Genomic DNA, 25,942 nt, shown 5'->3' with positions numbered 1-25,942 from the left:
CGGCCTGACCGTACGGCCCGGGCCGTACGGTCAGGCCGGGGTGCCGCGCGGGCGCGCGGCGCGCAGGCCGAGCCAGCCGAAGGCGACGCCGAGCGCCGCCCACAGCACGGCGTGGGAGGCCAGCGAGAGCATCCGGAAGTCCCACAGCAACTGCGCGTCCACCGGCACCGGGTCCGGATTGCCCGGCAGCAGGAACAGCGCCGCCAGCGTGGCCACCAGCGCCCCGGCCGCGGCCAGGTGGCGCACCGGCGCGGCACGGCCGGCGAGCAGCCGGTGGAGCTGCCAGGCGAGCAGCACGCCCAGCACGCCGATGACCAGTGCGGCCAGCCACAGCACCTGGCGTTCCCGGACGGTCCCGCCGTCGCCGACGCCCGGCGGATTGGCCGGGTAGCGCAGTCCGGGCAGCAGGGACAGGGCCGTGAAGCCCGCCGCCGCCAGGAGCACGGCACGCGGCCAGGGGCGGTCGCGGTCGGTCAGGGCGGTGGCGCGGTGGACCAGGGCGTAGGCGATGGCGAAGAACACCCCCAGCGCCAGCCCGACGACCACCGCGGTCACCACCAGCCCGAAGTGCTGGGTGCCCCGGGAGAACAACTCCTCGTGATGGTGGGTCACGCCCGCTGCCGCGTGGGCGTGTTCGCGTTCCTCCTCCTGGCGGATCGCCCGGTCCATCAGGGGCTCGGCCAGCAGGAGGGAGAACAGCCCGCCGGCCAGCCCCGCCAGGCCGCCCGCGGCCAGCCCCCGCCGGAGCAGGGGCAGCACGGGACGGCCGGACGCCCGGGCCGCGGCGGACGCGTGGGTTCCGGAAGACACCGCGGTCATGGTGCGCCGCGCCCGGTCAGTGGCAGGGGGCACCGAACAGGTGCCGTCCGTCGTGCGAGAACTCGTGCAGGTACTCGCCGGTCGCGGCGATGAGCTGGCCGTTGTCCATGAAGACGGCGTAGAGGGCGACGAGCGCGACGAGCGCCGCGGCGCCGGCGATCATCCAGTCCCGGGCCCGGCCCGTGACGTCGGCGACCGCGACCTCGGCGGTCGGGGTGTCGGCGGTGTGCGAAGACATCCGCGGTTCCTCCTCCTGGGGTTTCCACGCCCCATCGACGGGAGAAGCGACGGGTCAGTTCCTGACTCCCGCGCGGCCTCGCGGCCGCGGGTCACAGTGGCGGGACCGTCCCGGACTCGCACCGGGTTCCTGCGCACCGTCGCCTCGTTATGAAGATGTGCCGAACGGAGGCTGGCAGGTCACCCGGAACCTGTCAATGAGGGCCGTGCCGCCGAGGCGGTGGAGCGCGCGGACCCAGGGGCCCGTTTTCCCGGTGTCCTCCCGGTGTCCCCCGCGGGCGGAAGACCGCGACGACGGAAGACGGTGTCGTGGTCCTCACACCGCGGCCGTGAGGGTGAAGCTCGCGGCGGAACCGGTCACCGTCCCGCCCGCCCGGGATTGAAGGACTGCGGACGCGGTACCCGGACACCCAATCCCCCAGCACACGGAGGCCGTCGTCCGCCATGTATGACACAGCCGAACCGGAGATCGACGAACAGTCCGCCACGGGGCGGGTCCTCGACGAACTGTCGCTCTCATCGCCCCCGCTGCTGCGCCTCGCTGGGGACGGCGACGACGACGAGGGCGAGCCGCACATCTGCCGGGGCATCGACTGAACCCCGGCGGGACCGGACGCGCCGGGCGCACCGCCCGGGAAACGCGTCCGGGCCCCACCGCTTCCACGGTGGGGCCCGGATCGGACGGGTACGCCGCCAGGGACTCGAACCCCGGACCCGCTGATTAAGAGTCAGCTGCTCTAACCAACTGAGCTAGCGGCGCCCGCAGGGGCGACGATCCGCGCTGTCGTGCGCGATCCGTGCCGACCTGCGGGAACCAGCATACCCGACGCCGCGGGGTGCTCCGTCCACCGCCGCCGCGGGCCGGGCGGCCTAGCCGATGGCGCCTCCCCGGTCGCCGCGCCCGCAGGCGGTTCCGTCACGGTTGGTGTCCAGCCGGTGACGGTCCCGGCCGTGGACGGCGAAGGGCTGCCAGCCCTGGCCGTCCAGCCACCGGCACTTGTCGGCGGGGCTCCCGGCCTCCCCGGGGAAGACGCGCGGCAGGCACTGCGCGGGATCGCCGTAGGAACGGTCGCAGCCGTCCGCCCAGGCGGCGACGTCCCTGGCCGGCTTGCGCGGACCGAGCGGGCCCCGCTCCCGTCCGTCCTTCCCCTTCCCGGCGTTCTCGGCGTGCCCGGCGGCCGCGTCGGGCGGAGGTCCGGCCCGCAGCGTCCGGGCGGCCTGCTCCTCGCCCCCGACCTTCACCCACCGGGCGACCGACGGCACGCCGTTGGCGTCGGTGACGAAGAGCATGTACCAGCCGGGCGGCGCCAGGTTCGGGTTGTCGGTCAGGTTCAGGCCGATCTCGGTGGTGCCGCCGGGGTCCTCGCCGTGCACCGTCATCGGCAGGTCGACGTAGCGCTGGTTGGGGTCGGAGGAGTGGGTGACCGCCTCGGGCCGGATCAGCGCGGCCTTGGTGATCTGCCCGCCGCCGGAGACGGTGATCCGGTTCTCGGTGCCGTACGTCCACTCCTGGGAGGCCAGGGGGGAGATCGCCGGGCGCGGCCCCTTGGACAGGTACGGCGGCGAGTACAGCGAGAGGGTGGTGGCGTAGCTGCCGTCGCCCGGGTTGTCGCCGTAGCTCAGCACCCGGCCGTCGGGCAGCAGCAGCGAGCCGGAGTGGTAGCCGCGCGGCTCGGGGTCCGGGGCGACCTCGGTGAAGGTGTCCGTCGCCGGGTCGAAGATCGACGCCTCGAACACCGGCTCGGCCCGGTTGTGCAGGGCGCCGCCGGTCTCCAGCACGGTGCCGTCCGGCAGGATCACCGTCGAGACGTACATCTTGCCCTCGCCGCCGGCCTGCGGGGTGCCGTCGGCGTAGTGGCCCTGCGGCAGGTCGGGGCCGGGGGCGTAGGCCGGGGCGGGCACGCTCAGGTCGATGATGTCGGTGAGCCGGTGGGCGGCGGGGTTGCTGTCGACGTTGCCGCCGCCGAAGGTCGCCACCCGCTGCCGCTGGGCCGGGGGCAGCAGGACGCTCATCGACTGGTCGCGCTCGTCCTTGCGGCGCAGGCCGGGCACGTCGGTGATGGTCCCGGCGCCGTAGTCGTACAGCGAGGCGCCCGTCCCGGGCAGGCCGTTGCCGAAGACGTGGCTGCCGCTGTAGAAGAGCCGGCCGTCCTGGAGCAGGATCATCGAGGGGTACAGGCCCCAGAACGACCAGGTCTGCCGGATCTCGTTCAGGCCCAGCCAGCGCTGCCGGTCGTCGGAGAAGTACTCCACGGTGACCGTGCCCTCGGACTTCTCGTCCAGGCCGCCGAGCGAGAGCACGTCGCCGTTGCCCAGCACGGTCGCCGACGGGTACCAGTGCCCGGTGTTCATGTCGTTCACCCGGGTGTACTCGTTGGTGGCCGGGTCGAAGACGTAGGAGTTCTTCAGGCCCCTGTAGCCGTGCGAGCCGTCGGCGGCCGGATAGGACAGGTTGCCGCCCATCACCAGCACCCGGCCGTCCCCGAGGTGCACGTGCCCGGCGCAGAACAGGTCCACGGGCGTGTCCACGTCCGTCATCCGCCCGGTGGCCGGGTCGTACAGGTGGGAGGTGAAGGTGCCCGCGGCGAAGCGGTCCGGGTCGTTGCCCGAGCCCGCGATCATCAGCACCTTGCCGTTGTGGAGCTGGACGAAGTGCATGGCGCGCGCCGCGGCGTCCATCTGCCGCACCTCCCAGCTCCCCTTGGGGCAGGGCGCGCCGGGCACGCAGGCCGGGTCGGGCTGCTCGACCTCGACGGCGGTCATCTCGGCGTCGTCGAGGGTGAGGGTGCCGTTCCCGCCGTAGACGGTGACGCCCCAGGCGATCCGGTCGGTGCCCTCGGGGATCTGCGGGGTGCGCACCTCGGCGCGGGTGTAGGTGCCGGTGGCGGGCAGCGTCTTGAGGTCCGTCCAGTACGTCCAGCCGTGCTCGGGGTCGTGCCGGAAGGCGGTGAAGACGGTGTTGTCGGTGGTGGAGGTGTAGTGGACCGCCAGGTCGTACTGCGCGCCCGCCTCGACCCGGGGGGCGCACGCCGCGGTCTCCTTGACCATGATCTTGCGGTCCCCGCTGCGCCAGCCGGTGACGGTCAGCCGCGCCGCGCGCTCACCGCCGTGCGCGTCGGCGGTGACGGTGTACTCGGCGGTGCTCTCCCCCCAGCCGGCCCGCTGCCAGCAGTCGGCGAAGCCGCCGCCGTCCGGTGTCTCGAAGCCGGGGTTGGCCAGCAGGTTCGTCCCGCCGGGCGGGGGGCCGGCGGCGGCCGGCCCGAGGGACAGCCCGGTCGTCAGCAGCGCCGACACCACCAGCAGGGGGACGGCGGCGGTCCGCCGCAGCCGTCCGGCGCGGCTGCGGCGGCGGGTCCGGGCAGGGGTCCGGGCGGGAGGGCGGGCAAGGGGGCGGGGACGGGCTCGGGCACTCATGTCAGCTCCTCGGCTCCTCGGGCCGTGTCGGCTCCGAATCGGTTCGGTGGGGCGCCGGCCGACGGGATCGCGGCCGGTGGGCGCGGTACAGGAGGCGGTCCACGAGCAGGAAGCGCGCCGCGGCGAAGGCGAGCAGCAGCGCTCCCGTCACGGGTACGGCGGGCCAGCCGAGGCCGGACACCAGCCAGGCGGTCAGCGGCACGCGGGCCAGCAGGTCGGCGTTGTTGACCCCGGCGTACGACACCAGCCGCAGCCCGGCGGGACGGCGCGGGACCGCGGGCGCGCCGCCGTACAGCAGCCGGTCGGTGAGGAGGAAGTTCCACAGGATTCCGGCCTGGTTGGCCAGGACGACGGCGGGTGCCGCGTGCATCCCGGCGGGCGCGGTGAGCAGCCACAGCACCCCGAGGTTGGGCAGGAACCCGGACAGGCCGATGACCCCGAACCCGACGGCGCGGCCCCGCGCCGACCGCAGCCACGCGGCGGTGCGCGTCCGGGCCGGGCCTGAAGGTCCCGGAGGCCCCGGCGACCCGGCCGGGCGGGGCGGGCGGGGCACGGGCGGCGGGCCGGGCGGCCCGGACGTTCCGGACGCGTCCAGGGCCTCCGGCGAGGGGGCACGGTTCATGGGCGGCTGCCTCCGATCCGGCGGATCTCGATGCGGTCGCCGCCGGAGCCGAAGACCTCCACCACCGTGGAGTTCCGCAGTGCCGCGCGGACGATGGGCAGGTCGTTGCGGTCGGCGCGGATGATCGGCGAGGAGACGATGTAGTCCAGGTCGCGGTGGCCGCGGGGCAGGGTCCTGGTGACGGCCGGGTCGAGGTCCACCTTGTAGAACCAGATGGCGCCCAGCCCCGGCTCGGCGCCGCCCCGCACCGCGTCCAGCCAGAGCGTGTCGTCCACGACGATCCGCTGCCGCGCCCGCTCGGCGGGGGTGTCGCCGGGCAGGGAGGTGCGCAGCCACCGCGCGGCTTGCTCGTACGCGCCGTTGCCGCGGGCCGTGACGGCCACCCGGTCGCCGTCGTGCCAGCGCGGCGCGACCAGCAGCGCGCAGGCCGCCGCCACCAGCACCGCCGGCGCCAGCCCGGCGGCCAGGCGCAGCGGCGGACGGGCGCCGGCCGCGGGCCCGGTGGCCAGGCGCGCCCCGGCGTCGGCCACCCCGGCCAGGCAGACGGCGAGGAACGGCAGGAGCTGGATGACGTACATCTGCGGCAGGTAGCCGTCGGGCCGCAGGGCGACCACGACCATCAGCAGCACCGCGACCGCGGCCGGCCTGAGCCGGGCCACGGCCAGCGCGAGCACCGCCGCCGCGCAGCCCGCCACCGGCAGGACGGGGTCGGCGTCCAGCCACTGCACGAGGGCCTGCCGCGCTCCGGTGCCTTCCTGCCAGACGGCGCCCGAGCCCTCGCGGCCGGCGAGCTGGAAGACGACGCCGTCCCACAGCGAGACGTGGCCCTCGCCGGGCAGCAGTTCGCCGCGCAGCAGCGCGTACAGCGGGTAGACCACCGCGGTCAGCGTGAACGCGGTGATCGTCCCGGCGAAGGAGAAGGTGCGGGTGGTGCGGTGGCTGCCCCGGTGCAGCGCGTACAGCAGGGCGGGCAGGACCAGGAGCATCGTCTCCTTCGACAGCACCGACACCGAGGCGCAGGCGCCCGCCGCGATGTGGTGCCACAGGTGGCGGCGGGGCGAGAGCGCCAGCACGAAGGCGGCGAGCATCCAGGGGACGGCGATGTTGTCCAGGTAGACCTGCCGGTGCAGGGTGACCGACAGCGGGGAGAGGCCGAAGAGCAGCAGGGCCAGGGCGGCCGTCCAGCGGCGCATCCCCAGCCGGCGGCACAGGACGAGGATCAGCAGGCAGCTCGCCGCCGCCGGGACCAGCATCACCACGCGGCCCGCGGCGACCGAGGACAGGCCGGGCAGCAGCAGTTCGGGGAGCCAGGTGAGGGTGGCGAGCTGGAGCCAGCCGACGGGCGGGTGGTCGTACCAGTACGTGTAGTGGGCCAGGCCCTCGCCGCTGCGCACGGCCCACGCCTGGGCGAGGTAGGTGCCCTCGTCGTCGCCGACGCCGGGGAAGCCGTCCAGGTTCCACGCCTGGACGGCCGTGACCAGGCCGGTGAGCACGAGGGCGAGCACGAGGTCGGCGCGCCGCCGGCGGGAGGGCGCGCGGATGCCGCCGTCCGCGGGGGCGCCGCGCGGGACGGGCCGGGCGGTGAGGGTGTCGTCGGGTATCTGCTGGAGTACGGACACGGGGCGCTCCTGTGAACGGCGGTGTCAGAGGGCGCGCGGCGGCGCGGGCGCGCGGGAGCCCGGCGTGGACGCGGACGTGACGGCTGGTGACCTGCGGTGACGGGGCGGGCACGGCGTCGGGCCCGCCCCGGGCCGGACGCTGCCGGGTCCGGGGCCGGATGCGGAACCGGGCTCAGACGGGGACGCGTTCGTCCCGGCCGAGGTGGGCCCCCACGTGCCGGGTCAGTTCCCAGTCGGTGCGGCCGGTGTACTCGCGCCACACCGCCCGGGCCGCGGCGGCGGCCAGGACCAGGTGGTAGAGGGGCGTTCCGGCGACCAGCCTGACGTAGTGGACCGGCCCGACGCGGAACCCGTACTGCCGGCCGAAGTCGTGCAGACCCACGCACTCGAAGACGAGCATGACCCCCATGGGCAGCACCGGCAGCCAGGCGAAGAGCGAGATGGGCAGCGGGATTCCGCCGACGAGGGCGATGAGGAGGCCGATGGCGGTCATCAGCCCGGTGAACGCCTGGAAGAACGGCGTCCACAGCGTGAAGCGGGCCAGCATCCGCTGCCGCCAGGGCAGCCGCCGCCACTCGCCCTTGCGCAGCACCTGCAGGAAGCCCTGGTTCCAGCGGGTGCGCTGTTTGAACAGGCCGCCGAGCGAGTCCGGGGTCTCCTCGCGGGTGACCAGCCCGGCCTCGTACGCGACCACCGTCCGCGCGCCGTTGCTGGACAGCCGCACGCCCAGGTCGCAGTCCTCGGCCAGGCAGTCCCCGTCCCAGCCCCCGGTGGCGCGCAGCAGCTCGGTGCGGACGAAGACGGTGTTGCCGCCGAGCGGGATGAAGCCCTTGGCGGCGTGCAGGTGCAGCCGGCTGCGGAACCAGAAGAAGTACTCCAGGCAGTTGCGGACGCTGTACCAGCTGCTCTCGTAGTTGATCAGCTGCACGCCCGCCTGGACCACGTCGGCGCCGGTGCTGCGGAAGGCGGCGTCCACGTGGGTGAGCAGTTCGGGGTGGACGATGTCCTCGGCGTCGAAGACGCCCACGATGTCACCGCGGCAGTGGGGGAGGGCGGTGTTCATCGCGCGCGGTTTGTTCTTCGCCTCGTGGGTGTCGACGACCACCCGGACCCGGTCGGGGTGGTCCGCGGCGAGCCGGTGGGCGATGGCCGCGGTGCCGGGGTCGTCGTGGCCGACGATGAGGATGATCTCGAAGTTGGGGTGCTCGCAGCGCAGCATCTGCTCGACGGTGTGGCCGAGCACCCGCTCCTCGTGGCGGGCCGGTACGAGCAGCGAGAAGAAGTGGTGATGGGCCCCGTCGGGCTCGCGGAAGGTGGTTCGGCGCAGGGTGTCGGGCGTTCGCCAGGCGTGCATCATCCACCACAACTGGAGTGCGGCGGCCACGAGCAGCACGCATGACGCCGTCACCAGGACAGCTGACAACACGGAATACGTCCCCCCAGACGCGTCCGGCGGTGCCCCGCTCCGGGACCCCCTCTCCCACCGGACAATGCGTAGAAAACTAGTGACGGGACGTAAGACGCGTCAATATGGCACTGATGTCCGAAGAATGAACGTTTCGGCCGTGCGTGCCGACGCATGCACCGGCCCGGCGGGGGAGGTGACGGACCGGCAGGAGGGGAGGCGCGCCGGCGGACGGCCCGCGGCGGCGTGCGTACCGCTCTGCGGTCCCCGTTCGTCCGGTGACCGGCCGGGTCCGGCCGGGCGCAAGGCCTCCCCGTCGGCTTTCGGCGTCCGCGGATACGCCGTCCTGCTGAGGCGTCCGGTGGCCGGGCCGACCGCGACGTCTGCGTACCCCGGCGCCGGGCGGGCGTCGGACGGGCCGGTCGCGAACCGGTGCGTGGTCCGCCCCGGAGGCGCGCCGGTGGTGACCGGGGCGGCCGTCCGGCCGGCGTGTCCGCGCCGGGGTCGCCGGGGCGCCGCGGGGCGCGCCGTGGCGGGAAAGTCAGCTCTCCATTGGTCTGGACATGACTAAAAGGAAGGGCTACGGTCTTTCTTGGTCTAGACCGCAGTTCCTTTCGTGCCCACCCCCCAAGTAGGGCCTCAGGACCCCCCACGTTCAGGAGCGTAAGGATGCGCAAGAAGATCGCCACCGCCCTGGTCGGCTTCGGCGTGGCCGCGACGACCGTGCTCGCGACCGGCGGCAGCGCCCAGGGACACGGCTACACCCAGTCCCCGATGAGCCGGCAGGCGTACTGTGCCAACGGCACCGTGGCCAACTGCGGCTCCATCCAGTGGGAGCCCCAGAGCGTCGAGGGCCCCAAGGGCTTCCCGGCCGCCGGCCCGGCCGACGGCCAGCTCTGCTCGGGCGGCAACTCCCGCTTCGCCCAGTTGGACGACCCGCGCGGCGGCACCTGGCCCGCCACCCAGCTCACCCCCGGGCAGAACCTCACCTTCACCTGGAAGATGACGGCTCCGCACCGCACGACCGACTTCAAGTACTACATCACCAGGAACGGCTGGGACCCGACCAAGCCGCTCACCCGGTCCGCCCTGGAGACGCAGCCGTTCCTGACGGTGCACATGGACGGCCGCCAGCCGGCCTACACCGAGAGCCACCAGGGCACCGTCCCGGCCGGCAAGTCCGGACGGCACGTGATCCTGGCCGTCTGGACCGTCCACGACACGGCCAACGCGTTCTACGCCTGCTCCGACGTCAAGTTCTGAGCTTCGCTCCGGAGCGCGCCCGACACCGCGCTCCGGAGCGGGAGGGGGCGGGTCCTTCGGGGCCCGCCCCCTTTGGTGTGCTCCGGGGCGCCGTGGGGCGCATGTCCCTCTTGTCGAAGGTAGAAATTCAGCCAACGGCGGCCGGAAATCCGCTTCATGGCTGGATCAGTACATGACAACCAGCGAGCGCGGGTGATTACCTCTGCCGCAGAGATCACACCGCCTCGCTGCACCCCGGCGAGGCGGTCCCGCACCCGCTCCCGGAGGTTCCGATGCGCCGCAGATCCGTCGTGTCCCTGGCCGCCGCCGCCCTCTCTCTGCCCGCCGTGCTCGGCCTGGCGGGCACCGCCTCGGCGGCGCCCGCCGACAAGCCCCAGGTGCTCAGTAGCTGGACCCAGACCAGCGAGAGCAGCTACAACGCCTGGCTGTCCGCCAGGAACAACCAGGGGGCCTGGAGCGCCTACGGCTTCGACTGGTCCACCGACTACTGCAGCACCTCGCCCGACAACCCCTTCGGCTTCCCCTTCCAGACCGCCTGCGCGCGCCACGACTTCGGCTACCGCAACTACAAGGCCATCGGCACCTTCGCCGCCAACAAGAGCCGCCTGGACAGCGCCTTCTACGCCGACCTCAAGCGGGTGTGCGCCCGCTACACCGGCGCCACCAAGACGTCCTGCGACAGCACCGCATGGGTCTACTACCAGGCCGTCGCCACGTTCGGGAACACCCCGGCCGTGGACGGCTCGCGCGACACGCGGTCCTGACGTTCCCGGCCTCCCGGCCCCCCGATTCCCCGGCGTCCCGGCGGGCGGACAGACGTAAGGCCCCCCGCTCGCGCGAGGGGCCTTGCGTTCGCTGGTACGCCGCCAGGGACTCGAACCCCGGACCCGCTGATTAAGAGTCAGCTGCTCTAACCAACTGAGCTAGCGGCGCCCGTCGACGGCGGTGCGCCCGGTTCGTGCCGGGGCCTGCCGTCGGAACGACATCCTACCCGGTCCCGGAGGGTGCTCGCGCACCCTCCGGGACCGGCCGGCCGCGGTCAGAGGATCGAGCCCAGGAACTCCCGGGTGCGCTCGTGGTCCGGGGCGTTGAAGATCTTCTCCGGCGGACCGGACTCGATCACCCTGCCCTCGTTGAACATCAGCACCTCGTCGGAGATGTCACGGGCGAAGGTCATCTCGTGGGTGACGACGAGCATGGTGACGTCGGTGGTGCGCGCGACGTCCCGCAGGACGTCCAGCACCCCGGCGACCAGTTCGGGGTCGAGCGCCGAGGTCACCTCGTCCAGCAGCAGCACCTTGGGCCGCATGGCCAGCGCGCGGGCGATGGCCACGCGCTGCTGCTGGCCGCCGGAGAGCTGCGAGGGGTACTTGTCGAGGTGCTCGGTCAGCCCCACCATCTCCAGCAGGTCCCGCGCCCGCTGCTCGGCCTCGTCCTTGCTCAGGCCCAGGACGTGGACGGGCGCCTCGGTGACGTTCCGCAGCACCTTCATGTTGGGGAAGAGGTTGAACTGCTGGAACACCATGCCGATCTTCTTGCGCACCCTGCGGACGTGCTTCTCGCCCGCGGGGACGAGCCTGCCGCCCCGCATCTCGTGGGTGAGGCAGTCGCCGTCGACCGTGATGGTGCCCTCGTCGGGCCTCAGCAGCGTCATCAGCAGCCGCAGGATCGTGGTCTTGCCCGATCCGGAGGGGCCGATGAGGGTGACGTGCCTGCCCGCGGAGACGCTGAACTCCAGCCGGTCCAGGACCACGTGGTCGCCGAAGCGCTTGGTGACCTTGTCGAAGCGGATCAGTTCGCGGCCGTCCGCGGCGGTGGTGTCGGCGGCGTTGTCGTGGGTGGGGTCAGCGGACAAGACGACGCTCCAGGGATCGGATGAGGAGGGAGGCCGGATAGGCGATGACGATGAAGGCGAGACCGACGACGGTGATCGGCTCCAGGAAGCGGAAGGTCTCGGAGCCGTAGGCGCGCGCCTCGCCGAGCATCTCCAGGGCGCCGATGATCGCGATCAGCGGCGAGTCCTTCAGCATGGCGATGACGTAGTTGCCCAGCGCGGGCACCACGCGGCGGATCGCCTGCGGCAGGATCACCGCCGTCCAGGTGCGGACCGGCGGCAGGCTGAGCGCGGTGGCCGCCTCCCACTGGCCCTGGGGCACCCCGTCGATGCCCGCCCGGTAGACCTCGGCGGTGTACGTCGAGTAGTGCAGGCCGAGGCCGAGCACGCCCGTCACCAGCGGGGTCATGGCCGGTCCCCACTCGGGCACCACGTAGAAGAGGAAGAAGAGCTGCACCAGCAGCGGCGTGTTGCGGACGAACTCGGTGACCGCGGTCACCGGCACCCGGAGCCACGCCCGCGGCGAGCGCTGTGCGACGGCCCACACCAGACCGAGGGCGAAGGCCAGCAGACTGCCGAGCACCAGGGCCTGGAGGCTGACGAGCACCCCGTCCCAGAAGCGCGGCAGGAAGTCGGCGACGACGTCCCAGTCCCAGTTCACCGCGCACCTCCCGGGCCGGCGGTCCCGGTGACGGGGTCGGCGGCCGACGGCCGGCGGCGCGGCGCCGCGCCGCCCGGCAGGCCGCTGCGGGGCGGCCTGGCCTGCCCGATCCCGGCCTTGGCCCGCCGCTCGACCACGCGCATGAGACGGGTGATGACGAAGGCGAGCACGAAGTACATCAGCAGCAGGAGCGTGTAGATGGGGGCGCTCTCGTTGGTGGTGAAGCGGATGAGGTTGGCCGCGAAGGTCATGTCGGCGACGCTGATCACGGAGACCAGGGCGGTGCCCTTCAGCAGTTCGATGGAGAGGTTGTTGAACGGCGGCACCATCTCGGGCCACGCCTGCGGCAGTTCGATGCGCCACAGCCGCTGCCGGCGGGTGAAGCTCAGGGCGATCCCCGCCTCGCGCTGGGCGGGGGAGACCGCGGCCAGCGCGCCGCGCACGACCTCCGAGCCGTACGCCCCGTAGGTCAGGCCCAGCGCCAGCACGCCCGCCCACAGGGGGACGAGCTGCCAGCCGAAGGCGATGGGCAGCGCGAAGAACAGCCAGAACATGAACACCAGCGCCGATGCGCCGCGGAAGACCTCGAAGTAGGCGCCGGACAGGAAGCGCACGATCCGCTGGCGGGAGGTGCGCATGACGCCGACCGCGAAGGCGACCACGGCCGCCAGCGCCGCGCTGTACACCGTCACCTGCACGGTGGTCCAGATGCCGGGCAGCATGTAGGACTCCCACAGGGCCCAGGTCATGACGCGCACAGCTCCTTCGCGGTCAGATCGGTCATCTCGGTCTCGGTGAAGCCGAAGGGCCTGACGATCTCCAGCAGCTCGCCGTCGGCCTTGAGCCTGCGCAGCTCCCTGTTGAACGCGTCGCGCAGGTCCGTCGCGGTCGGGCGGAACGCGAAGCCGCCGGCGCCGATCGCCGGCTCGCCGTCCACGACGGGCTGGAAGGGCTCGGTGGCCTCGGCCCGGTCGCTGCCCTCCACCACCTGGCGGACGGTCAGCGAGGTGCCGGCGAACACGTCCACCCGGCCCTGCTCGACGGCCGCCAGCCCGGCGACCTGGTCGGGCAGGATGAGGATGTCGTCCCGGGCGATCCCGTTCGCGACCGCGTAGTCGATTTGGGCGTACGCGGTGCCGCTGGCCATCCGGGCGCCCTTCTCGACGATGTCCCGGTAGCCGCGCAGCCCTTTCGGATTGCCTTTGGGGACGATGAAGGAGTCGAGCATGATGTACTCGGGATCCGAGAAGATCACCTGCTCGCAGCGCTCCGGGGTGATGTACATGCCCGCGGAGACCACATCGAACTGCTGCGAGCGCAGTCCCGGAATCAGGGAGCCGAACTCGGTCGGCACCGGGACGACGTTCTCCACTCCCAGCCGCTTGAAGACGACCTTCGCGATCTCCGGCGCCTCGCCGGTCAATTCGCCGTTCTTGTCGATGTAGCCGTAGGGGACCTCGCCCGCGATGCCCACGCGCACGGTTCCCTGGGCGCGCAGCCGCTCCAGCAGGCCCTCGCCCCCCTCGCCGGTGGCGGGCACCCGGCTGCATCCGGCGGTGCCCGCCGCGCCCGCCGCTCCGAGGGCGGCCAGGCCCGCGAGCAGCGCGCGGCGGTTTATCCCTCCGGCGGGTCTTCTCCTGTTCCCGGGGGTCGCTTCGGTGTCTGTTCTCCCTGTTCGGTGCCTATGCGGTGGAGCCATGGGCGCGCCACTACCCGGGTTCCCGAAGGGTATTCCCGTCGTTTCCGGCCCTTGATCGGGATGTTGCGAGGCCGGCTGGGACGGATGACCGCCGGGTCGGTATCGGCGGGGAAATCGACGGACAGGAGTCGATATGGCGGGCCGTTTCCCGGACGTGTCACCCCGGGGAAGCGGCGGGGTGATTGCACTGTGAAACTGTCTGCTGACCGAGCGCCCATCACCCGTGGGGAGGTGCGGGACGCGCCGTTCGGCGGCCGGTGGCGGCCGGTGGCGGCGGGGCCGGCGGGAAGAGCGGCGGGAATGCGGCGGGAATAACGCCCCGGGCCGGGGAGCTGTCCCCTCCTGGACATCAGCGCAGCACGAGGAGGCAGCCCGCGATGGAGCCCGTGACCGGCGGCGGTGCGACGGACGGCGCGACGGACCGCGAGACGAGAAGCGGCCGGGCGGACGGCGGCGACCCGGTACGGGGCACCGCCCGCGGCACCGCCCCCGTCCCCCTGTCCGTACTCGACCTCGCCACCGTCGGCAGCGGCCACACCGCCTCCGACGCCCTGCGCACCTCCGTGGAGATCGCGAAGCTGGCCGAGCGCCGCGGCTACCACCGCCTGTGGGTGGCCGAGCACCACTCCATGCCCGGCGTCGCCAGCTCCTCGCCCGCCGTCATCCTGGCCCACCTCGCCGCCCACACCACCACCATCCGCCTCGGCTCGGGCGGGGTGATGCTGCCCAACCACGCCCCCCTGGTGATCGCCGAGCAGTTCGGCACCCTGGAGGCGCTGGCCCCGGGCCGGATCGACCTGGGCCTGGGCCGCGCCCCCGGGACCGACGGGGCGACGGCCGCGGCACTGCGGCGCACCGACCGGCCGCACGAGGTGGCCGACCAGTTCCCGCAGCAGCTCGCCGAGCTGGTCCGCTTCCTGGACGACGACTTCCCCGACGGCCACGCCTACGCCCGCGTCCACGCCGTCCCCGGCCCCGTCCAGGGCAGCGTGCCCGGCGGCGTGCAGCCGGCGGACCGGCCGCCGGTCTGGCTGCTGGGCTCCTCCGGCTTCAGCGCGCGGCTCGCCGGGAGCCTGGGCCTGCCCTTCGCCTTCGCCCACCACTTCTCGGCGGCCAACACCCTCCCGGCCCTCGAGCTGTACCGCTCCTCGTTCCGGCCCTCCCGGGTGCTGGACGAGCCGTACGCCCTGATCGGCGTCTCGGCGCTGGCGGCGGACGAGGAGAGGGAGGCGCGCCGCCAGGTGATGACCGGCGCGCTGGCGATGCTGCGGCTGCGCACGGGACGCCCGGGGCTGGTCCCGACGCCGGAGGAGGCCGAGGAGTACGAGAGGACCATGGGCGAGCTGGAGCGCGACTTCGTGGACGGCTGGCTGTCCAACATCGTGCACGGCACGGCGGAGCAGGTCCGCGACGGCCTCGACGCCCTGGCCAAGCGCACCGGTGCCGACGAGCTGATGCTGACCTCGCAGGTGCACACCCCCGCCGCGCGGATGCGCAGCTACGAGCTGGTCGCCGACGCCTACGGCCTGCCCTCCCGCACCAGTAGCTGACTGATGCGCTCCGGCGGCACCGGCTTGGAGTAGTGCCAGCCCTGTCCGGTGTCGCAGCCGATCCGGCGCAGCCGGTCGGCCTGGGCCGGGCCCTCGACGCATTCGGCGGTGACCGTCAGGCCGAGGTTGTGGGCGAGCTGGACCAGGGACGTGACGATCGTCTCGTCCGCCGGATTGAGGGGGCGGGCGCTGCGGAACCCGCGGACGAACGTTCCGTCCAGCTTGAGGCCGCGCACCGGCAGCCTGCTGAGGTAGGCGAGGTTGGAGTAGCCGGTGCCGAAGTCGTCGATCGCGATGCGCACCCCCATCTCGGAGAGGGCCTGGAGCGCCTTCAGCGGCCGACCGGCCGAGCCCATCACCGCCGACTCGGTCAGCTCCAGTTGCAGCAGCCCCGACGGCAGCCCCGTCTCCTCCAGGATCGCGGCCACGTCGGTCACCAGGTCGGAGTCCCACACCTGCCGCACGGCCACGTTCACGCTGACGTACGGCGGCCGGTCGGGGTGCTCGAGCTGCCAGCGGCGGGCCTGGCGGCAGGACTCGGCGAGGATCCAGCGACCCAGCGGCACGATGGCGCCGTTCTCCTCGGCCAGCCCGATGAACTGGTTCGGGCCGAGGGTGCCGAGCTGCGGGTGGCGCCAGCGCACCAGCGCCTCCACCCCGGTGAGCGACTCGTCGTGGAGGGAGACGATCGGCTGGTACTCCAGCGCGAACTCGCCGCGCTCCAGCGCCGGGCGCAGCGTGCTGGAGAGCGCCTGGCGGGTCATCCGGTGGGCGTTGCGCTCGGGGTCGAAGAGGGTCCAGCGGGCCTTGCCGTCCGCCTTGGCCCAGTAGAGCGTGGTGTCCGCGGCCTGCATCAGCTCCGTCGCGGTGGTCCCGGCCGCGGGCCGCTCCACCACCCCGATGCTCGCGGAGACGGCCAGCCGCTGCCCGGCCAGGTCGAACGGCTGCTGGAGCGCGGCCAGCACCTCCTCGGCCAGCTCGGTCAGCGGCTGCGTACCGGTGGAGGCCTCGGCGAGCAGGGCGAACTCGTCGCCGCCCAGCCGCGCCACCAGGTGTCCGCCCTGCTCGGCGCACCGGCGCAGCCGCCGGGCGACCGCGTTCAGGAGCTGGTCGCCGATCCGGTGGCCGAGGGTGTCGTTGACGGCCTTGAAGCCGTCCAGGTCCAGGTAGCACAGCCCGATCCGGCCGGTGGTGGACTCGGCGAGCGCGGTGGACAGCCGTTCGAAGAACAGGGCCCGGTTGGGCAGGCGGGTGACCGGGTCGTGCATCTGCAGGTGGCGCAGCCGCTCCTGGAGGTCGCGCCGCTCGCTGATGTCGGCGACGGACAGCAGGGCGCCGCGCCGCCCCGCGGACCGCTCGGTGGGCACCATGGTGACCTTGGCCCACACCGGGCGGCCGTCCCCGTGTTTGAGGCGGCGCGTGCAGCTCATCCGTTCGCTGCGCCCCTCCAGGACGGCCTGGCAGTCGTCGCGGGCGCGGTCGTCCAGGCCGAGTCCGGCCAGGGCGGTGAGCGGCGTCCCGGCGAGTTCCGCGGCGGGGGCGCCCAGCAACTGTCCGAGCGCGTGGTTGGCGGCCAGGACGCGGCCCTCGCCGTCGATCACGGCCATCGCGAGCTGGGCGGCCTCGAAGGCGGTGCGGAACGCCACGGCGTCGGGGGTGGAGGAGGGCCGGAGCTCCACGGCGTGACTACTCTCGGTGACGGCTGACGCTGCCGTGCCGGAACTGTCACCCGGTTTCCTGCCCGGTCCGTCGAGGGTTCCATTCACCGATCGCTCCCGGAGGGGACTCGTCTGACGCAGCTGGCTCGGGCGGTGGGCCGGCGGCCGCGGTGGGGTATCCGCCCTGGAAATGTGGCGATCATAGAGGCTTATCGGGCGACCGAGCCAGTGCCGCGCAGGTTGTTCCGGGTCCATGTGGCGGACTCCGCGGACGCATTTTCGAGAGGCTGATCGTTCCTGCGCGGCAACTTCCTCCTGACGATCGATGATGACCGAATGTTACTCACGGTGATCTTGTGGGGGGCCACTCGTACGGCCTAGCGGAACGGGGCACGCGGGGGACGGAAGGCACACAGTGGGTGCCGTGCCCCCACCGGGCACCGTGCCCCGACACCACCGCGGGAGGACGATGTGCGGAGCATGCGCAGGGCCGGACGGATCCACGGGGGGCGGGGGGAGACCGTGCCCCGGCCGGACGGCCGCTGCTTCGGCCCGCGGTCCCGCCGGGTCGGAGCGGTGCTCACCGCGCTCTCCGCGCTGATCGGCACCAGTCTGGTGACCGGGCCGGTCGCCGTCGCGGCCGGCGCCGACTCCTGCGCCCTTCCGAGGACCGACACCCACCACTCCGAGGGGCTGGACACCTGGCACCCGGGCTATCCCCGGCCCGACGGGGAACTCGACGCCCTGATGGTCTTCCTGTCCTTCCCGGAGGCGCGCCCCGCCACCACCCCCGAACGGCTCGCCGCCGACTACTTCCCGGAGACCTCCGACTTCTTCGCGCGGGCCTCCTACGGGACCTTCACGCTGCGCCCGCACCCCGTGCCGCGCTGGTTCGAGATGGCGGCCGACTCCCGGGCGTACGGGATAGCGCGCGACTGGGCACCGGACCTGCGCGGCGCCTACCTCCACGACGCCGTCACGGCGGTGGACCCGCACGTGGACTTCGGCGCGTACGACGTCGTCTACCTCGTGGCGGACCCCGATGCGCCGGGGGTGAACTCCGACGCCACCAAGGTCGTCAACCTCGACCGGCCGATCACCGCGGACGGCACCGAGCTGCGCCGCGTCGTGACGGTCTTCGAGAAGCACCCGCCCGACCGCAACGTCCTCGCCCACGAGACCCTGCACCTCTTCGACCTGCCCGACCTCTACCACCAGCCCGAGGACGACGACGGGGACTGGGACACCCACGTCGGCGACTGGGACCTCATGGGCAGCCAGTTCGGACTGTCCCCGGAGCCCCTCGCCTGGCACAAGTGGAAGCTGGGCTGGCTGGACGGCCGCGGGATCGACTGCCGCGTCGAGCCCGGCACCACCCGGCACGCCGTGCGGGCGGTCAGCGCCCCGCGCCGCGACGGCGGCCTGCCCGGGACGACCGACACCCGGCTGGTCGTGGTCCGCACCGGCCGCAGCGAGGTGCTGGCGATCGAGGCCCGGGAGCCGAGCGGCAACGACGTCACGGCCTGCACCAGCGGGGTGCTGGTGTACCGGGTGCGCAGCGACGTCCCCTCGGCGCACGGTCCCGTGAAGGTGGTGGACGGCCATCCGGAGGGCGGGGCCTGCCACCAGCTCTCGGTCTACCCGCCGCTGGCGGACGCGCCGCTGGGCCCGGGGGAGAGCGTGGAGGTGGACGCGGACGGCGGCACGGTCCGGGTGACGGTCGGCGGCCGTACGGCCGCGGGATGGGCCGTGGAGGTCGCCGTGCGGGGCGTGCCGGGAACGCCGCGGTGACAGCCGCAGTGGAAGCCGCGGGACAGCCGCCGTGAGCGGAGCCGCGGGCGCGGGACGGGAGGCCGGGGGCGGCGCGGGCGGACGGGGGGCGGACAGCCGGAAGGCCCCCGCTCCCGCGAGGGCCTTCGACCGTCTGTGCGCCGCCAGGGACTCGAACCCCGGACCCGCTGATTAAGAGTCAGCTGCTCTAACCAACTGAGCTAGCGGCGCCCGCTGACGTGGTAGACCTTAGCACCCAGGTCGGAGAGACCGGAAATCGACGGTTCACACCCCGCCCCGCGCGCGTGCCCGTCCCCCGGGTCGCCGGCGCGCACGGCCCGCACGCAGGCCCACAGCAGCGCCTCCGCCCCCGGCAGCCAGGGCCGGCGGACGTCCGGGGCGACCAGCCAGCGGGTGGTGGGCGGGCAGTCCCCGCCGGGCACCGGCGGGGGGACGGTCACGGCGTCGCCGAGGCCGTAGCACAGCAGCGGGGGGATCGTTTCGGCGCCGCGGCCCGCGCCGGACGCGGCGCCCCGGCCCTCCCCGCCGTCCCCCGCGCCGGAGACCGCGGAGGACGAGCCCCGCCACTCCCGCCAGCGCAGCAGGGCGGGCAGCCGCTGGGCGGTGCCGGGCTCGGCGAACAGCAGCATCCGGCCACCGTGGAGGGCGACCGGTCCGGAGCCCGGCCCGGCGGTCCACAGCCGGTCCAACATCCGGCGCCCGAACAGCGCGCCGGCGCTGACCACGTCGAAGGCCGTGCCGCAGGGCAGCACGCTCGGGGCACCGGGGCGCACCGACCACAGCGCGCGGACGCGGTGCGGGAACGCGCTGGCGGACGCGAGCCAGTCGGCTCCGGCGGGAGTCACGTATGCGGCGGTGTCACTCATGTCGTCCACATCTACCGTCGGCCTGTGTACCGCGCCTGGAAATCGGAGAAAACCGGATACGGCGTGGCGGCATCGGGTAGGCTCCGCCCTTCGCATATGCCGGGGGACGTGGCCCCGGTCATCATTCCGGGGGCGCTCCCGGACCTCCGGGGGCCGCCCGGGACGCCCGGATCACTCCGAGGAGCGGTCCGCCATCAGCTCGCGGCCGAACTCGATCATCTTGCGGGCGTAGTCGGCCGTCCACTCCGCCTGCTCGGCGATGGCCTCGTCCGTCAGCCGGTCGAAGCGCTTGGGGTCGGCCAGTTGCGCCGCCGCGACGGCCTGGAACTCCATGGCGCGGTCCGCCGCCGCCTGGAAGGCCAGCGCCAGTTCGGTGGCGCGGCCCAGCAGCTCGCGCGGGTCCTCGATGGACTCCAGGTCGAAGAAGTGCTCGGGGTCCGCCGTGGCCTCCGGCGGTTCGAAGAGCAGCGGCGCGGGCCGCCGGTGGCGCGGCTCGCCGCGCGGTTCCGGAGCCGGATGCGGCTCGGGCATGAAACTACCTCCGTGGGTCGTGGACAGCGTTCCATTGTCCCTCGTGTGCCCACCCGGTGCCGATCGAGCGCTTCCGCCCGGCCGGGTCCGCGGCGGCGGGCCACCGGGGGACTCACCAGGGGACGGTGTGGTCCGCCAGGTGGGCCAGGACCGCGTGGTTGGCCTCCCAGCCGTCCGGGAACTTCACGGTGACGCCGAGCTGGACCGGCTCGGCGGAGGGGTGCTCGTCCAGCAGCTCGGCCACGCCCGCGCGGCAGACCACGACGCAGGCGTGCCGGTGGCGCGAGGCCAGGACGCACAGCCGGCCCGTCTCCAGGTGGAAGGCCGTGGCGTCGGGGCGGCCCGACAGCGGGTGGAGCACCACCGTGACGTCGAACTCCCGGCCCTGGAGCCGGTTCGCCGTGTCCACCGTGACCCCGGTCACGCCCAGGGCGGCCAGCTCCGCGCGGATCGCCGCCGCCTGGTCGCGGTGGGCGGTGCCCACCGCGATCCGGTCGGCGGTCACCGGCGCCGGGTCCGCCGAGCGTTCGCTGAACGCCGCGCCGTCGCGCTCCAGCATCCGCCGTACGACGGCGGCCACCGCCGCGACCGCCTCCGGGTCGGTGCGCGGGGTGTGGCGGGCGGGCAGCTCCAGCAGTCCCCACCCGGAAGCGGCCGCCTCGTCCAGCACCCGGTCCACGGCCGAGCCGTCGGAGGGCGCCCGGAACTCCAGCCTCCGCTCGCCGGGTCCGGTGCCGCTGCGGAACCCGTTGTACGGGTAGAACGCCCGCGACACCAGCGGCGCGGCGGAGGCCGGCAGCCGCCAGGAGACCGGTAGCCGGTGCACGGGCAGGTCCGGGTTGTGCGCGAGCAGCGTGGTCACCGCGCTGGCCGACGGGTCGTACGACAGCCCCGCCCACTGCTCGGAGCCGACCTGGCTGAACGGGTCGAGCTGCCCCGGGTCCCCGACGAACAGCGCGCGCTCGAACAGCCCGGCGACGGCCAGCAGCGCGTCGGAGCGCATCTGGTACGCCTCGTCCACGATGGCGTGCTCCCACGGCCCGGCGCCCTTGACGTGCGCCCACTTCGCGGCCGTGGAGACGACCACGTCCAGCCCGGCCAGGTCCGCGGCCTTCGCCGACGTCACCACCGAGGGGTGGCGGTCCAGGACGGGGTCGTACGGCTGTGCCTCGCTGCTGTGCAGCCGGCCCACGGGCAGCTCCGGGTCGGCGGTCGCCAGCCGGTCCACCAGGTCGTCCACCTGGGCGTTGGTCTGGGCGACGATCATCAGCGGCCGGCCCGTCGCGGCCAGCTCGCGCGCCGCGCGGACCACCAGCGTGGTCTTCCCGGCGCCGGGCGGCGAGTCCACGACCACGCCCCGGGCGGAGCCCGCCAGGGTGTCCCGCAGGATGGCCGCGGTCGCCGCGGCGGCGGCCGCGGCCGGATCGTCCCCGGGCGCGGCCTGGGATGCGGTCTGGGGCGCGGTCCCGGCTTCGGTCACGGGACGGGTCACAGCAGGTCCTCCGCGGTCACGGGGTCGGGGGCGTCGACGGCGTCGGGGTCCGGCGGGCCGCCGTGCGTCCACGGCGTCTCCTCCGGGTCCGGCAGGTCCGGTCCGCCGCGCGGCGCGTGCTCGAACAGGGTCCAGCACACCGTCTCGCCCTTCTCCGGCACCGAACCGGCATCGGGCACCTTCCCCCGGCCCATGCCGCCGGTCAGCCGCACGGTGAACAGGCCCGGCGCGGGGGAGTCCGTGAACACCCCCGGCTGCGACCTGCCGCCCTCCAGCGCCCGGTGGACCCGGGTGCCCTCCTCCAGGTGCGGCCGGTCGTCCGTGCGGACGGTGACCAGCGGGCGCGGCATCGGACGCTTCCCCTCCGAGTACGCCATCTCCACCTCGACGACCTCGCCCGCGAACGCCTCCCCGGCCAGCCGCCGCTCCGCCATCACCAGCGGGTCGTCCAGCGCCTCCTGCGCGGCCAGCTCCGCCTGCGCCGTCTCCCGCGCGGCGAGCTTGCGCGCCGCCGTCACCGCGTCGTCGCGCCGCGGCTGCGGCGGCTCCCCGGCCCGCAGCCGGTCGCGGTGGGCGGTGTAGGACCAGCGGTCCCGCTTCCAGCGGTCGGCGACGTGCGCCCCCGGCGGCAGGGAGCGCAGCAGGTCCAGGCCCTGCCACACCGCCTCCCAGACCGGCCTGAGCTGGGAGGCGACCAGTTCGCGGATCTCCTCCTCGGCGCCGGGCCGCCCCGCGTCGTACCGCGCGATGGCGGGGGCCAGCCGCCGGTTGTCGAAGGCCGGGTCGGTGGCCGGGCCCGCGGGCGGGGTGAGCAGCAGCCCGTCGCGGTCGCGCGCCAGCTCCGCGCGGAGCGCGGCCTCGGCGCCCGAGGTGCCCTCGCCGGCGGTGATCCAGGCCAGCAGTGCGCCCAGGTGCTGGTCCTCCAGGCGGCTCTGGCCCGTCGCCCAGTGGCGGCCCAGCAGTTCGGTCACGGCCAGCAGCAGCGAGGAGCCGGGCACCCGCGCCCGTTCGCCGTAGTGCGTCAGCCACCGCCCCAGCAGCGGCAGCCGGGCCGGGGCCGGATGGGGGGCGTCCGGATCCTCCTCGGCGGTGCGGCGGAAGCGCATCGACCGGCCCAGCAGCCGTACGTAGGCGATGCCCGCGGTGTTCGGCACGATCAACTGCGGTGCGTCCGCGCACAGTTCGGCCTCGACCTTCACCCGCTTCCCGGTCTCCGGGTCGGTCTCGGTGCGCTCCTGGAGCTCGACCTCGTCCTGCGCGGACTCCAGATGGGGCAGGACGGTCTCGGCCAGTTCGGCGAGGAAGGCGAACCGCAGCGTCCGGTCGCGCGGCTGCGGCACGACCAGCAGGCGCGGCGCGTCCCGGTCGGTGCCCACCATCGCCCCCAGCGGGGCGCCGGTCTCACCGGCGGTGGTCAGCGGCACCAGCACCATGGGCCGTTCGGCCAGGTGGCGGTGGCGGACCGTGGCCAGGGGCTGTGCGCGCCCGGTCGCGGCGGCCTCCACCCGGGCCAGTGCGGAGATCAGCGACATCAGGGCCTCCCCGCCGCCAGGGCCTCGGCCCGCAGCCGGGCCGCGCGGCGCAGCGCGGCGGCGGCCGGATCGTCACCGCCGTCGTCGCTGCCGTCACCGCTGCCGTCACCGCAGCCGTCGCCGCGGGCCGCCGCCAGGACCGCCCCGACCGTGGTCAGTCCGCCCAGCTCCCCGCGCACCTCGCGGCCCAGGACCTCCACGGCGCCCGCGGCCCGGGCCCGTTCGCGGCAGTGGAAGGCCAGCTCACAGGTGGACAGGCACTGCGGCGCGTAGGCCGCCGGGAGCGCCCGGACCGCCTCGGCCAGCTCACCGGCCGGGCGGGCGGGGTCGAAGGTGACGCCCTCGGGCAGCGCGGCGGCGATCTCCTCCAGCCGGGTCAGCCGGGCGAGCTGCCGCCTGGTGGTGGCCAGTTGCCTGCGCAGGTCGACGGCCTCCGCGGTGGGCAGGTTGGAGAAGTCCTTGGGGCAGACCAGCAGCGCCCGCTCGTCCACCCGGCCGCCGAGCGCCTGGAGGGCCAGGGCGTAGACGGCCGCCTGCCGGGCCGCGGCGCCGACCTTGGCCGGATCGGCGGAGCCGTCCAGGATCGGGAAGGACTTGATCTCCACCACCGTCCGGCGCCCGTCGGGGTGGACCACCACCGCGTCGGGCTCCAGGTAGGCCGGTGACCCGGCCACCTCCAGCACCACCATCGGGTGGTCCAGCAGCGTCCAGCGGCCCTCGGCCGTGGCCCGCTCCAGGGCGAGCCGGGTGCGTTCGGCGCGTCCGGCCGGGCCGGGCGCCGAGAGGTCGGGCACGGCCGCCTCGCCGGGCTCGGGGGCCGGTACGCCCGCTCCGCCGACGCGCGCGTGCACCAGCCGCAGCAGCTCGGCCCCGCCGTCCCCCTTCACCCGCGCCTCGAAGGCGTGGCCGCGGACGAACGCGAACTGCGACTGGCCGAAGGCGGCGGGGGCGCCCAGCGACTTGGCCAGCGCGCCCTTGTCCACTCCGGCGCCGTCCAGCAGCGCGCGGCGGCGGCAGCCGGGGTTGGCGGCCAGCGCGGCGAGCGCCCGGGCGTCGAGCGGCCGTGGCGCCACATCGGCGCCGCGCAGCTCAGCGAGCCGTCGGCGCAGGGCTGTCGTCGGTTGGCTGTCGGGGATGTCGCTCACCCGGGGAAGTGTGGCATCCGGTGGTGACATCCGGGGAGTTGAGGTCTCCCGCGGAGGGCGCGGCCTCCCCGCCGGGGCCGCCCCGGCCGGGCGGCCGCGCCGGGTGCCGCGGGAGGGCGGTCCGCGGCCCGGGGAGGTCCGCGACCACCGGAACCGCGCCGGTCCCCGGCCCGCCCGCCTCCGGTCCGCTCGTACCCGGCCCGCCCGCCCTCGCGTGCGCCGGCGCGCACCGGCGCGGCCACCCGGCCGCCCGGCCCGCGCACCGCAGCGCCGGGCGGGTCGGCAGCAGCCCCGCTCCCAGCGCCGCCGCGCCCGCCACCGCGTCCAGCAGGCAGTGGTTGGCGGTGCCCGGCACCACCGGCGTGGTCAGCAGCGGATGGGCGACGGCCGCCGCGCGCCCCCACGGACCGCGCCCGCCCAGTTGCCACGGCACCACCCCGCACCACAGCGCCCAGCCGACGTGGAGGCTCGGCATCGCGGCGTACTGGTCGGTCAGCCCGCCCGGGCCGCGCGCCGCGCCGGCCTCGCCGCCCCACCACCCGTAGTGGCCGTACTGCGCCATGGTGTCGGTGAAGCCGTGTCCGGCGGCCGACAGTAGCGGCGGACAGGTCGGCGCGAGCGTGAAGCCGGCCGGCCCGATGAGGACGGAGACCAGCAGCCAGGTGCGCGCCGCCCGGCAGTGCGCGGTGCGGCGGCGGAACACCCGGACCAGGACCGCGGGGGTCACCAGGTGGTGCAGCGAGGCGTAGGCGAAGTCCGCGGGCACGCCGAGCCGCGCGTGGTCGGTGAGCAGCCGGTTGAGGGGCCGCTCGGCGGCCGGACCCAGCCGCTCCTCGAAGCGCGGGATCGCCGGCCCGTGGTCGACGGCCGCCGGGACGTCGCCGCGCGCGAGCGGCCGGCCGGCGGCGTAGGCGGCGCAGACCGTGACGAGCAGGGGCGGTTCGGCCCATCACCGAGACCGGTCCCGGGTCATCCGGGCATCCCCCGCCTCTCGTGGTCGGCCGCCCGGGAACCGGACATCCGTACGGTACGGGCGCGAGCGGTGAGCCGCCGCGGAACCGGCGGGGGCTGCCCGGCGGCCGGCGGTCCCCGCGCGCGATGATGGCCGGAGCACGACGGTCCGGCTCCCCGCGAGCCCCGTGAACTCCTCCGAAAGGCCCGACATGGCAGCGCGCATCCTGCTGGTCCGGCACGGCCAGACCGCCTGGTCCCGGTCCGGACGGCACACCGGCCGCACCGACGTCCCCCTGCTCGACGAAGGGCGCCGGATGGCGAGAGCGCTGGGCGAGCGGCTGCGCCGGGCGCCCTGGAACGGGCTGCCGGAGGCCGAGGTCCGCACCAGCCCGCTCGTCCGGGCCAGGGAGACCTGCGAACTGGCGGGCTTCGGCGACCGGGCCGCCGAGTGGGAGGCGCTGGTGGAGTGGGACTACGGCGCGTACGAGGGGCTGACCACGCCCGGCATCCGGGAGCGGACGGGGACGGAGTGGACCGTCTGGCGCGACGGCGTGGTGGACGGCGAGAGCCTGGCCCAGGTCGCCGCCCGCGCCGACGAGGTGATCGCCTGGGCGCGGTCGGCGGACCGGGACGTCCTGCTGTTCGCGCACGGCCACCTGCTCAGGGTGCTGGGCGCGCGCTGGCTGGGCCTGGAGCCGTCCTTCGCGGCGCACCTGAGACTCGACGCGGGCGCCCTGTCGGTCCTGGGCTGGGCGTACGGGGAGCCGGCGGTCGAGCGCTGGAACGACCGGGGCCACCTGGACTGAGCGGGCCGTCCGGCCCGGCACCGGGCGCGTGCCGGACCGCGGCC

General features: G+C 74.5%; 23 protein-coding genes, 3 tRNA genes and 1 riboswitch. Of the genes, 6 read left to right on the top strand and 20 right to left on the bottom strand.

The features are described from left to right. Nucleotides 1–30 precede the first annotated feature (30 nt). Together VE546_RS15015 and VE546_RS15010 are read right to left on the bottom strand one after the other, a co-directional pair. The gene (locus tag VE546_RS15015) at nt 31–819 is read right to left on the bottom strand and encodes a CbtA family protein (protein ID WP_414720485.1); all 789 of its coding nucleotides are present in this window, start codon (nt 817–819) and stop codon (nt 31–33) included. A gap of 16 nt (nt 820–835) precedes the next feature. Beyond that, on the bottom strand, nt 836–1,057 hold the full coding sequence (locus VE546_RS15010) for a hypothetical protein (protein WP_324922459.1): 222 nt from the start codon (nt 1,055–1,057) through the stop codon (nt 836–838). Between the two features lie 34 nt (nt 1,058–1,091). Next, nucleotides 1,092–1,213, bottom strand: a riboswitch (cobalamin riboswitch). Between the two features lie 287 nt (nt 1,214–1,500). Here VE546_RS15010 and VE546_RS15005 point away from each other — a divergent pair. Beyond that, nucleotides 1,501–1,653 (top strand): hypothetical protein, encoded by a 153-nt coding sequence (locus VE546_RS15005; protein WP_324922457.1) that lies wholly within the window; start codon nt 1,501–1,503, stop codon nt 1,651–1,653. Between the two features lie 89 nt (nt 1,654–1,742). Here the strand turns inward: VE546_RS15005 and VE546_RS15000 are convergent. From VE546_RS15000 to VE546_RS14980, 5 genes are all read right to left on the bottom strand, one after another. Continuing rightward, nucleotides 1,743–1,816, bottom strand: a tRNA-Lys gene (locus tag VE546_RS15000). 110 nt (nt 1,817–1,926) lie between these two features. Then, nucleotides 1,927–4,470 carry a galactose oxidase-like domain-containing protein gene (locus VE546_RS14995; RefSeq protein ID WP_324922455.1) on the bottom strand — a complete coding sequence of 848 codons (2,544 nt, stop codon included), beginning with the start codon at nt 4,468–4,470 and terminating at the stop codon, nt 1,927–1,929. 1 nt (nt 4,471) lies between these two features. After that, entirely contained in the window at nt 4,472–5,092 is a 621-nt protein-coding gene (locus VE546_RS14990) for a GtrA family protein (RefSeq protein WP_324922453.1), read from the bottom strand. After that, on the bottom strand, nt 5,089–6,711 hold the full coding sequence (locus tag VE546_RS14985; RefSeq protein WP_324922452.1) for an ArnT family glycosyltransferase: 1,623 nt from the start codon (nt 6,709–6,711) through the stop codon (nt 5,089–5,091). The genes VE546_RS14990 and VE546_RS14985 overlap by 4 nt, the downstream gene beginning before the upstream one ends. Nucleotides 6,712–6,883: 172 nt before the next feature. Further along, nucleotides 6,884–8,137, bottom strand: a complete 1,254-nt coding sequence (locus VE546_RS14980) for a glycosyltransferase (protein ID WP_324922450.1) — start codon at nt 8,135–8,137, stop codon at nt 6,884–6,886. Between the two features lie 648 nt (nt 8,138–8,785). On the opposite strand from VE546_RS14980, the gene VE546_RS14975 reads away from it, so the two are divergent. After that, nucleotides 8,786–9,379 carry a lytic polysaccharide monooxygenase auxiliary activity family 9 protein gene (locus VE546_RS14975; RefSeq protein ID WP_324922448.1) on the top strand — a complete coding sequence of 198 codons (594 nt, stop codon included), beginning with the start codon at nt 8,786–8,788 and terminating at the stop codon, nt 9,377–9,379. Between the two features lie 272 nt (nt 9,380–9,651). Beyond that, nucleotides 9,652–10,143, top strand: coding sequence for a phospholipase (locus VE546_RS14970; RefSeq protein WP_324922446.1), 492 nt, complete (start codon nt 9,652–9,654; stop codon nt 10,141–10,143). Nucleotides 10,144–10,235: 92 nt separating this feature from the next. Here the strand turns inward: VE546_RS14970 and VE546_RS14965 are convergent. From VE546_RS14965 to ehuB, 5 genes are all read right to left on the bottom strand, one after another. Continuing rightward, nucleotides 10,236–10,312, bottom strand: a tRNA-Lys gene (locus VE546_RS14965). A gap of 106 nt (nt 10,313–10,418) precedes the next feature. After that, the gene (gene ehuA / locus VE546_RS14960) at nt 10,419–11,234 is read right to left on the bottom strand and encodes an ectoine/hydroxyectoine ABC transporter ATP-binding protein EhuA (protein ID WP_324922444.1); all 816 of its coding nucleotides are present in this window, start codon (nt 11,232–11,234) and stop codon (nt 10,419–10,421) included. After that, nucleotides 11,224–11,874, bottom strand: coding sequence for an ectoine/hydroxyectoine ABC transporter permease subunit EhuD (gene ehuD / locus VE546_RS14955; RefSeq protein ID WP_324922442.1), 651 nt, complete (start codon nt 11,872–11,874; stop codon nt 11,224–11,226). The genes ehuA and ehuD overlap by 11 nt, the downstream gene beginning before the upstream one ends. Next, nucleotides 11,871–12,623, bottom strand: a complete 753-nt coding sequence (ehuC, locus tag VE546_RS14950; RefSeq protein ID WP_324922440.1) for an ectoine/hydroxyectoine ABC transporter permease subunit EhuC — start codon at nt 12,621–12,623, stop codon at nt 11,871–11,873. Before ehuC ends, ehuD begins: the two co-directional genes overlap by 4 nt. Beyond that, nucleotides 12,620–13,465 (bottom strand): ectoine/hydroxyectoine ABC transporter substrate-binding protein EhuB, encoded by an 846-nt coding sequence (gene ehuB, locus VE546_RS14945; RefSeq protein ID WP_324922475.1) that lies wholly within the window; start codon nt 13,463–13,465, stop codon nt 12,620–12,622. Before ehuB ends, ehuC begins: the two co-directional genes overlap by 4 nt. 485 nt (nt 13,466–13,950) lie before the next feature. Between ehuB and VE546_RS14940 the strand changes: the two genes are divergently transcribed. After that, on the top strand, nt 13,951–15,123 hold the full coding sequence (locus tag VE546_RS14940) for an LLM class flavin-dependent oxidoreductase (protein ID WP_324922439.1): 1,173 nt from the start codon (nt 13,951–13,953) through the stop codon (nt 15,121–15,123). Here VE546_RS14940 and VE546_RS14935 read toward each other — a convergent pair. After that, entirely contained in the window at nt 15,093–16,889 is a 1,797-nt protein-coding gene (locus VE546_RS14935; protein ID WP_324922438.1) for a putative bifunctional diguanylate cyclase/phosphodiesterase, read from the bottom strand. The two genes, VE546_RS14940 and VE546_RS14935, sit on opposite strands and share 31 nt — an antisense overlap. Before the next feature lie 372 nt (nt 16,890–17,261). Here VE546_RS14935 and VE546_RS14930 point away from each other — a divergent pair, with 372 nt between their 5' ends. Further along, the gene (locus VE546_RS14930; protein ID WP_324922437.1) at nt 17,262–18,572 is read left to right on the top strand and encodes a M6 family metalloprotease domain-containing protein; all 1,311 of its coding nucleotides are present in this window, start codon (nt 17,262–17,264) and stop codon (nt 18,570–18,572) included. Nucleotides 18,573–18,708: 136 nt separating this feature from the next. On the opposite strand, the gene VE546_RS14925 is transcribed toward VE546_RS14930, so the two are convergent. The 7 genes from VE546_RS14925 to VE546_RS14895 all read right to left on the bottom strand — a co-directional run bounded on the left by VE546_RS14925 (nt 18,709) and on the right by VE546_RS14895 (nt 24,931). Continuing rightward, nucleotides 18,709–18,782 (bottom strand) — tRNA-Lys (locus VE546_RS14925). Beyond that, on the bottom strand, nt 18,773–19,438 hold the full coding sequence (locus VE546_RS14920; protein WP_324922435.1) for a bifunctional DNA primase/polymerase: 666 nt from the start codon (nt 19,436–19,438) through the stop codon (nt 18,773–18,775). Before VE546_RS14920 ends, VE546_RS14925 begins: the two co-directional genes overlap by 10 nt. Before the next feature lie 171 nt (nt 19,439–19,609). Then, nucleotides 19,610–19,969 carry a hypothetical protein gene (locus VE546_RS14915; protein WP_324922433.1) on the bottom strand — a complete coding sequence of 120 codons (360 nt, stop codon included), beginning with the start codon at nt 19,967–19,969 and terminating at the stop codon, nt 19,610–19,612. Nucleotides 19,970–20,081: 112 nt separating this feature from the next. Then, nucleotides 20,082–21,449 carry an AAA domain-containing protein gene (locus VE546_RS14910; RefSeq protein ID WP_324922473.1) on the bottom strand — a complete coding sequence of 456 codons (1,368 nt, stop codon included), beginning with the start codon at nt 21,447–21,449 and terminating at the stop codon, nt 20,082–20,084. An 8-nt stretch (nt 21,450–21,457) separates the two neighbouring features. Continuing rightward, nucleotides 21,458–22,993 carry a hypothetical protein gene (locus VE546_RS14905; RefSeq protein WP_324922431.1) on the bottom strand — a complete coding sequence of 512 codons (1,536 nt, stop codon included), beginning with the start codon at nt 22,991–22,993 and terminating at the stop codon, nt 21,458–21,460. Further along, nucleotides 22,993–24,168, bottom strand: coding sequence for a hypothetical protein (locus VE546_RS14900; RefSeq protein WP_324922429.1), 1,176 nt, complete (start codon nt 24,166–24,168; stop codon nt 22,993–22,995). The genes VE546_RS14905 and VE546_RS14900 overlap by 1 nt, the downstream gene beginning before the upstream one ends. Further along, nucleotides 24,083–24,931, bottom strand: a complete 849-nt coding sequence (locus VE546_RS14895; protein WP_414720488.1) for a phosphatase PAP2 family protein — start codon at nt 24,929–24,931, stop codon at nt 24,083–24,085. Before VE546_RS14895 ends, VE546_RS14900 begins: the two co-directional genes overlap by 86 nt. 370 nt (nt 24,932–25,301) lie before the next feature. Between VE546_RS14895 and VE546_RS14890 the strand changes: the two genes are divergently transcribed. Further along, entirely contained in the window at nt 25,302–25,898 is a 597-nt protein-coding gene (locus VE546_RS14890) for a histidine phosphatase family protein (protein ID WP_324922428.1), read from the top strand. Nucleotides 25,899–25,942: the final 44 nt, after the last annotated feature.

The organism is Streptomyces sp. (assembly GCF_035644915.1).
Lineage (GTDB): Bacteria > Actinomycetota > Actinomycetes > Streptomycetales > Streptomycetaceae > Streptomyces.
The sequence above is the reverse complement of the archived record's forward strand: the minus strand, read 5'-3'. Positions and strand labels throughout refer to the sequence as shown.

What these genes read in the sequence shown, in the direction of transcription:
- VE546_RS15015 (WP_414720485.1), bottom strand. Translation starts at nt 819, where the DNA reads ATGACCGCGGTGTCTTCCGGAACCCACGCGTCCGCCGCGGCCCGGGCG.
- VE546_RS15010 (WP_324922459.1), bottom strand. Translation starts at nt 1,057, where the DNA reads ATGTCTTCGCACACCGCCGACACCCCGACCGCCGAGGTCGCGGTCGCC.
- VE546_RS15005 (WP_324922457.1), top strand. Translation starts at nt 1,501, where the DNA reads ATGTATGACACAGCCGAACCGGAGATCGACGAACAGTCCGCCACGGGG.
- VE546_RS14995 (WP_324922455.1), bottom strand. Translation starts at nt 4,470, where the DNA reads ATGAGTGCCCGAGCCCGTCCCCGCCCCCTTGCCCGCCCTCCCGCCCGG.
- VE546_RS14990 (WP_324922453.1), bottom strand. Translation starts at nt 5,092, where the DNA reads ATGAACCGTGCCCCCTCGCCGGAGGCCCTGGACGCGTCCGGAACGTCC.
- VE546_RS14975 (WP_324922448.1), top strand. Translation starts at nt 8,786, where the DNA reads ATGCGCAAGAAGATCGCCACCGCCCTGGTCGGCTTCGGCGTGGCCGCG.
- VE546_RS14970 (WP_324922446.1), top strand. Translation starts at nt 9,652, where the DNA reads ATGCGCCGCAGATCCGTCGTGTCCCTGGCCGCCGCCGCCCTCTCTCTG.
- ehuC (WP_324922440.1), bottom strand. Translation starts at nt 12,623, where the DNA reads ATGACCTGGGCCCTGTGGGAGTCCTACATGCTGCCCGGCATCTGGACC.
- VE546_RS14940 (WP_324922439.1), top strand. Translation starts at nt 13,951, where the DNA reads ATGGAGCCCGTGACCGGCGGCGGTGCGACGGACGGCGCGACGGACCGC.
- VE546_RS14930 (WP_324922437.1), top strand. Translation starts at nt 17,262, where the DNA reads ATGCGCAGGGCCGGACGGATCCACGGGGGGCGGGGGGAGACCGTGCCC.
- VE546_RS14920 (WP_324922435.1), bottom strand. Translation starts at nt 19,438, where the DNA reads ATGAGTGACACCGCCGCATACGTGACTCCCGCCGGAGCCGACTGGCTC.
- VE546_RS14915 (WP_324922433.1), bottom strand. Translation starts at nt 19,969, where the DNA reads ATGCCCGAGCCGCATCCGGCTCCGGAACCGCGCGGCGAGCCGCGCCAC.
- VE546_RS14905 (WP_324922431.1), bottom strand. Translation starts at nt 22,993, where the DNA reads ATGTCGCTGATCTCCGCACTGGCCCGGGTGGAGGCCGCCGCGACCGGG.
- VE546_RS14900 (WP_324922429.1), bottom strand. Translation starts at nt 24,168, where the DNA reads ATGTCACCACCGGATGCCACACTTCCCCGGGTGAGCGACATCCCCGAC.
- VE546_RS14890 (WP_324922428.1), top strand. Translation starts at nt 25,302, where the DNA reads ATGGCAGCGCGCATCCTGCTGGTCCGGCACGGCCAGACCGCCTGGTCC.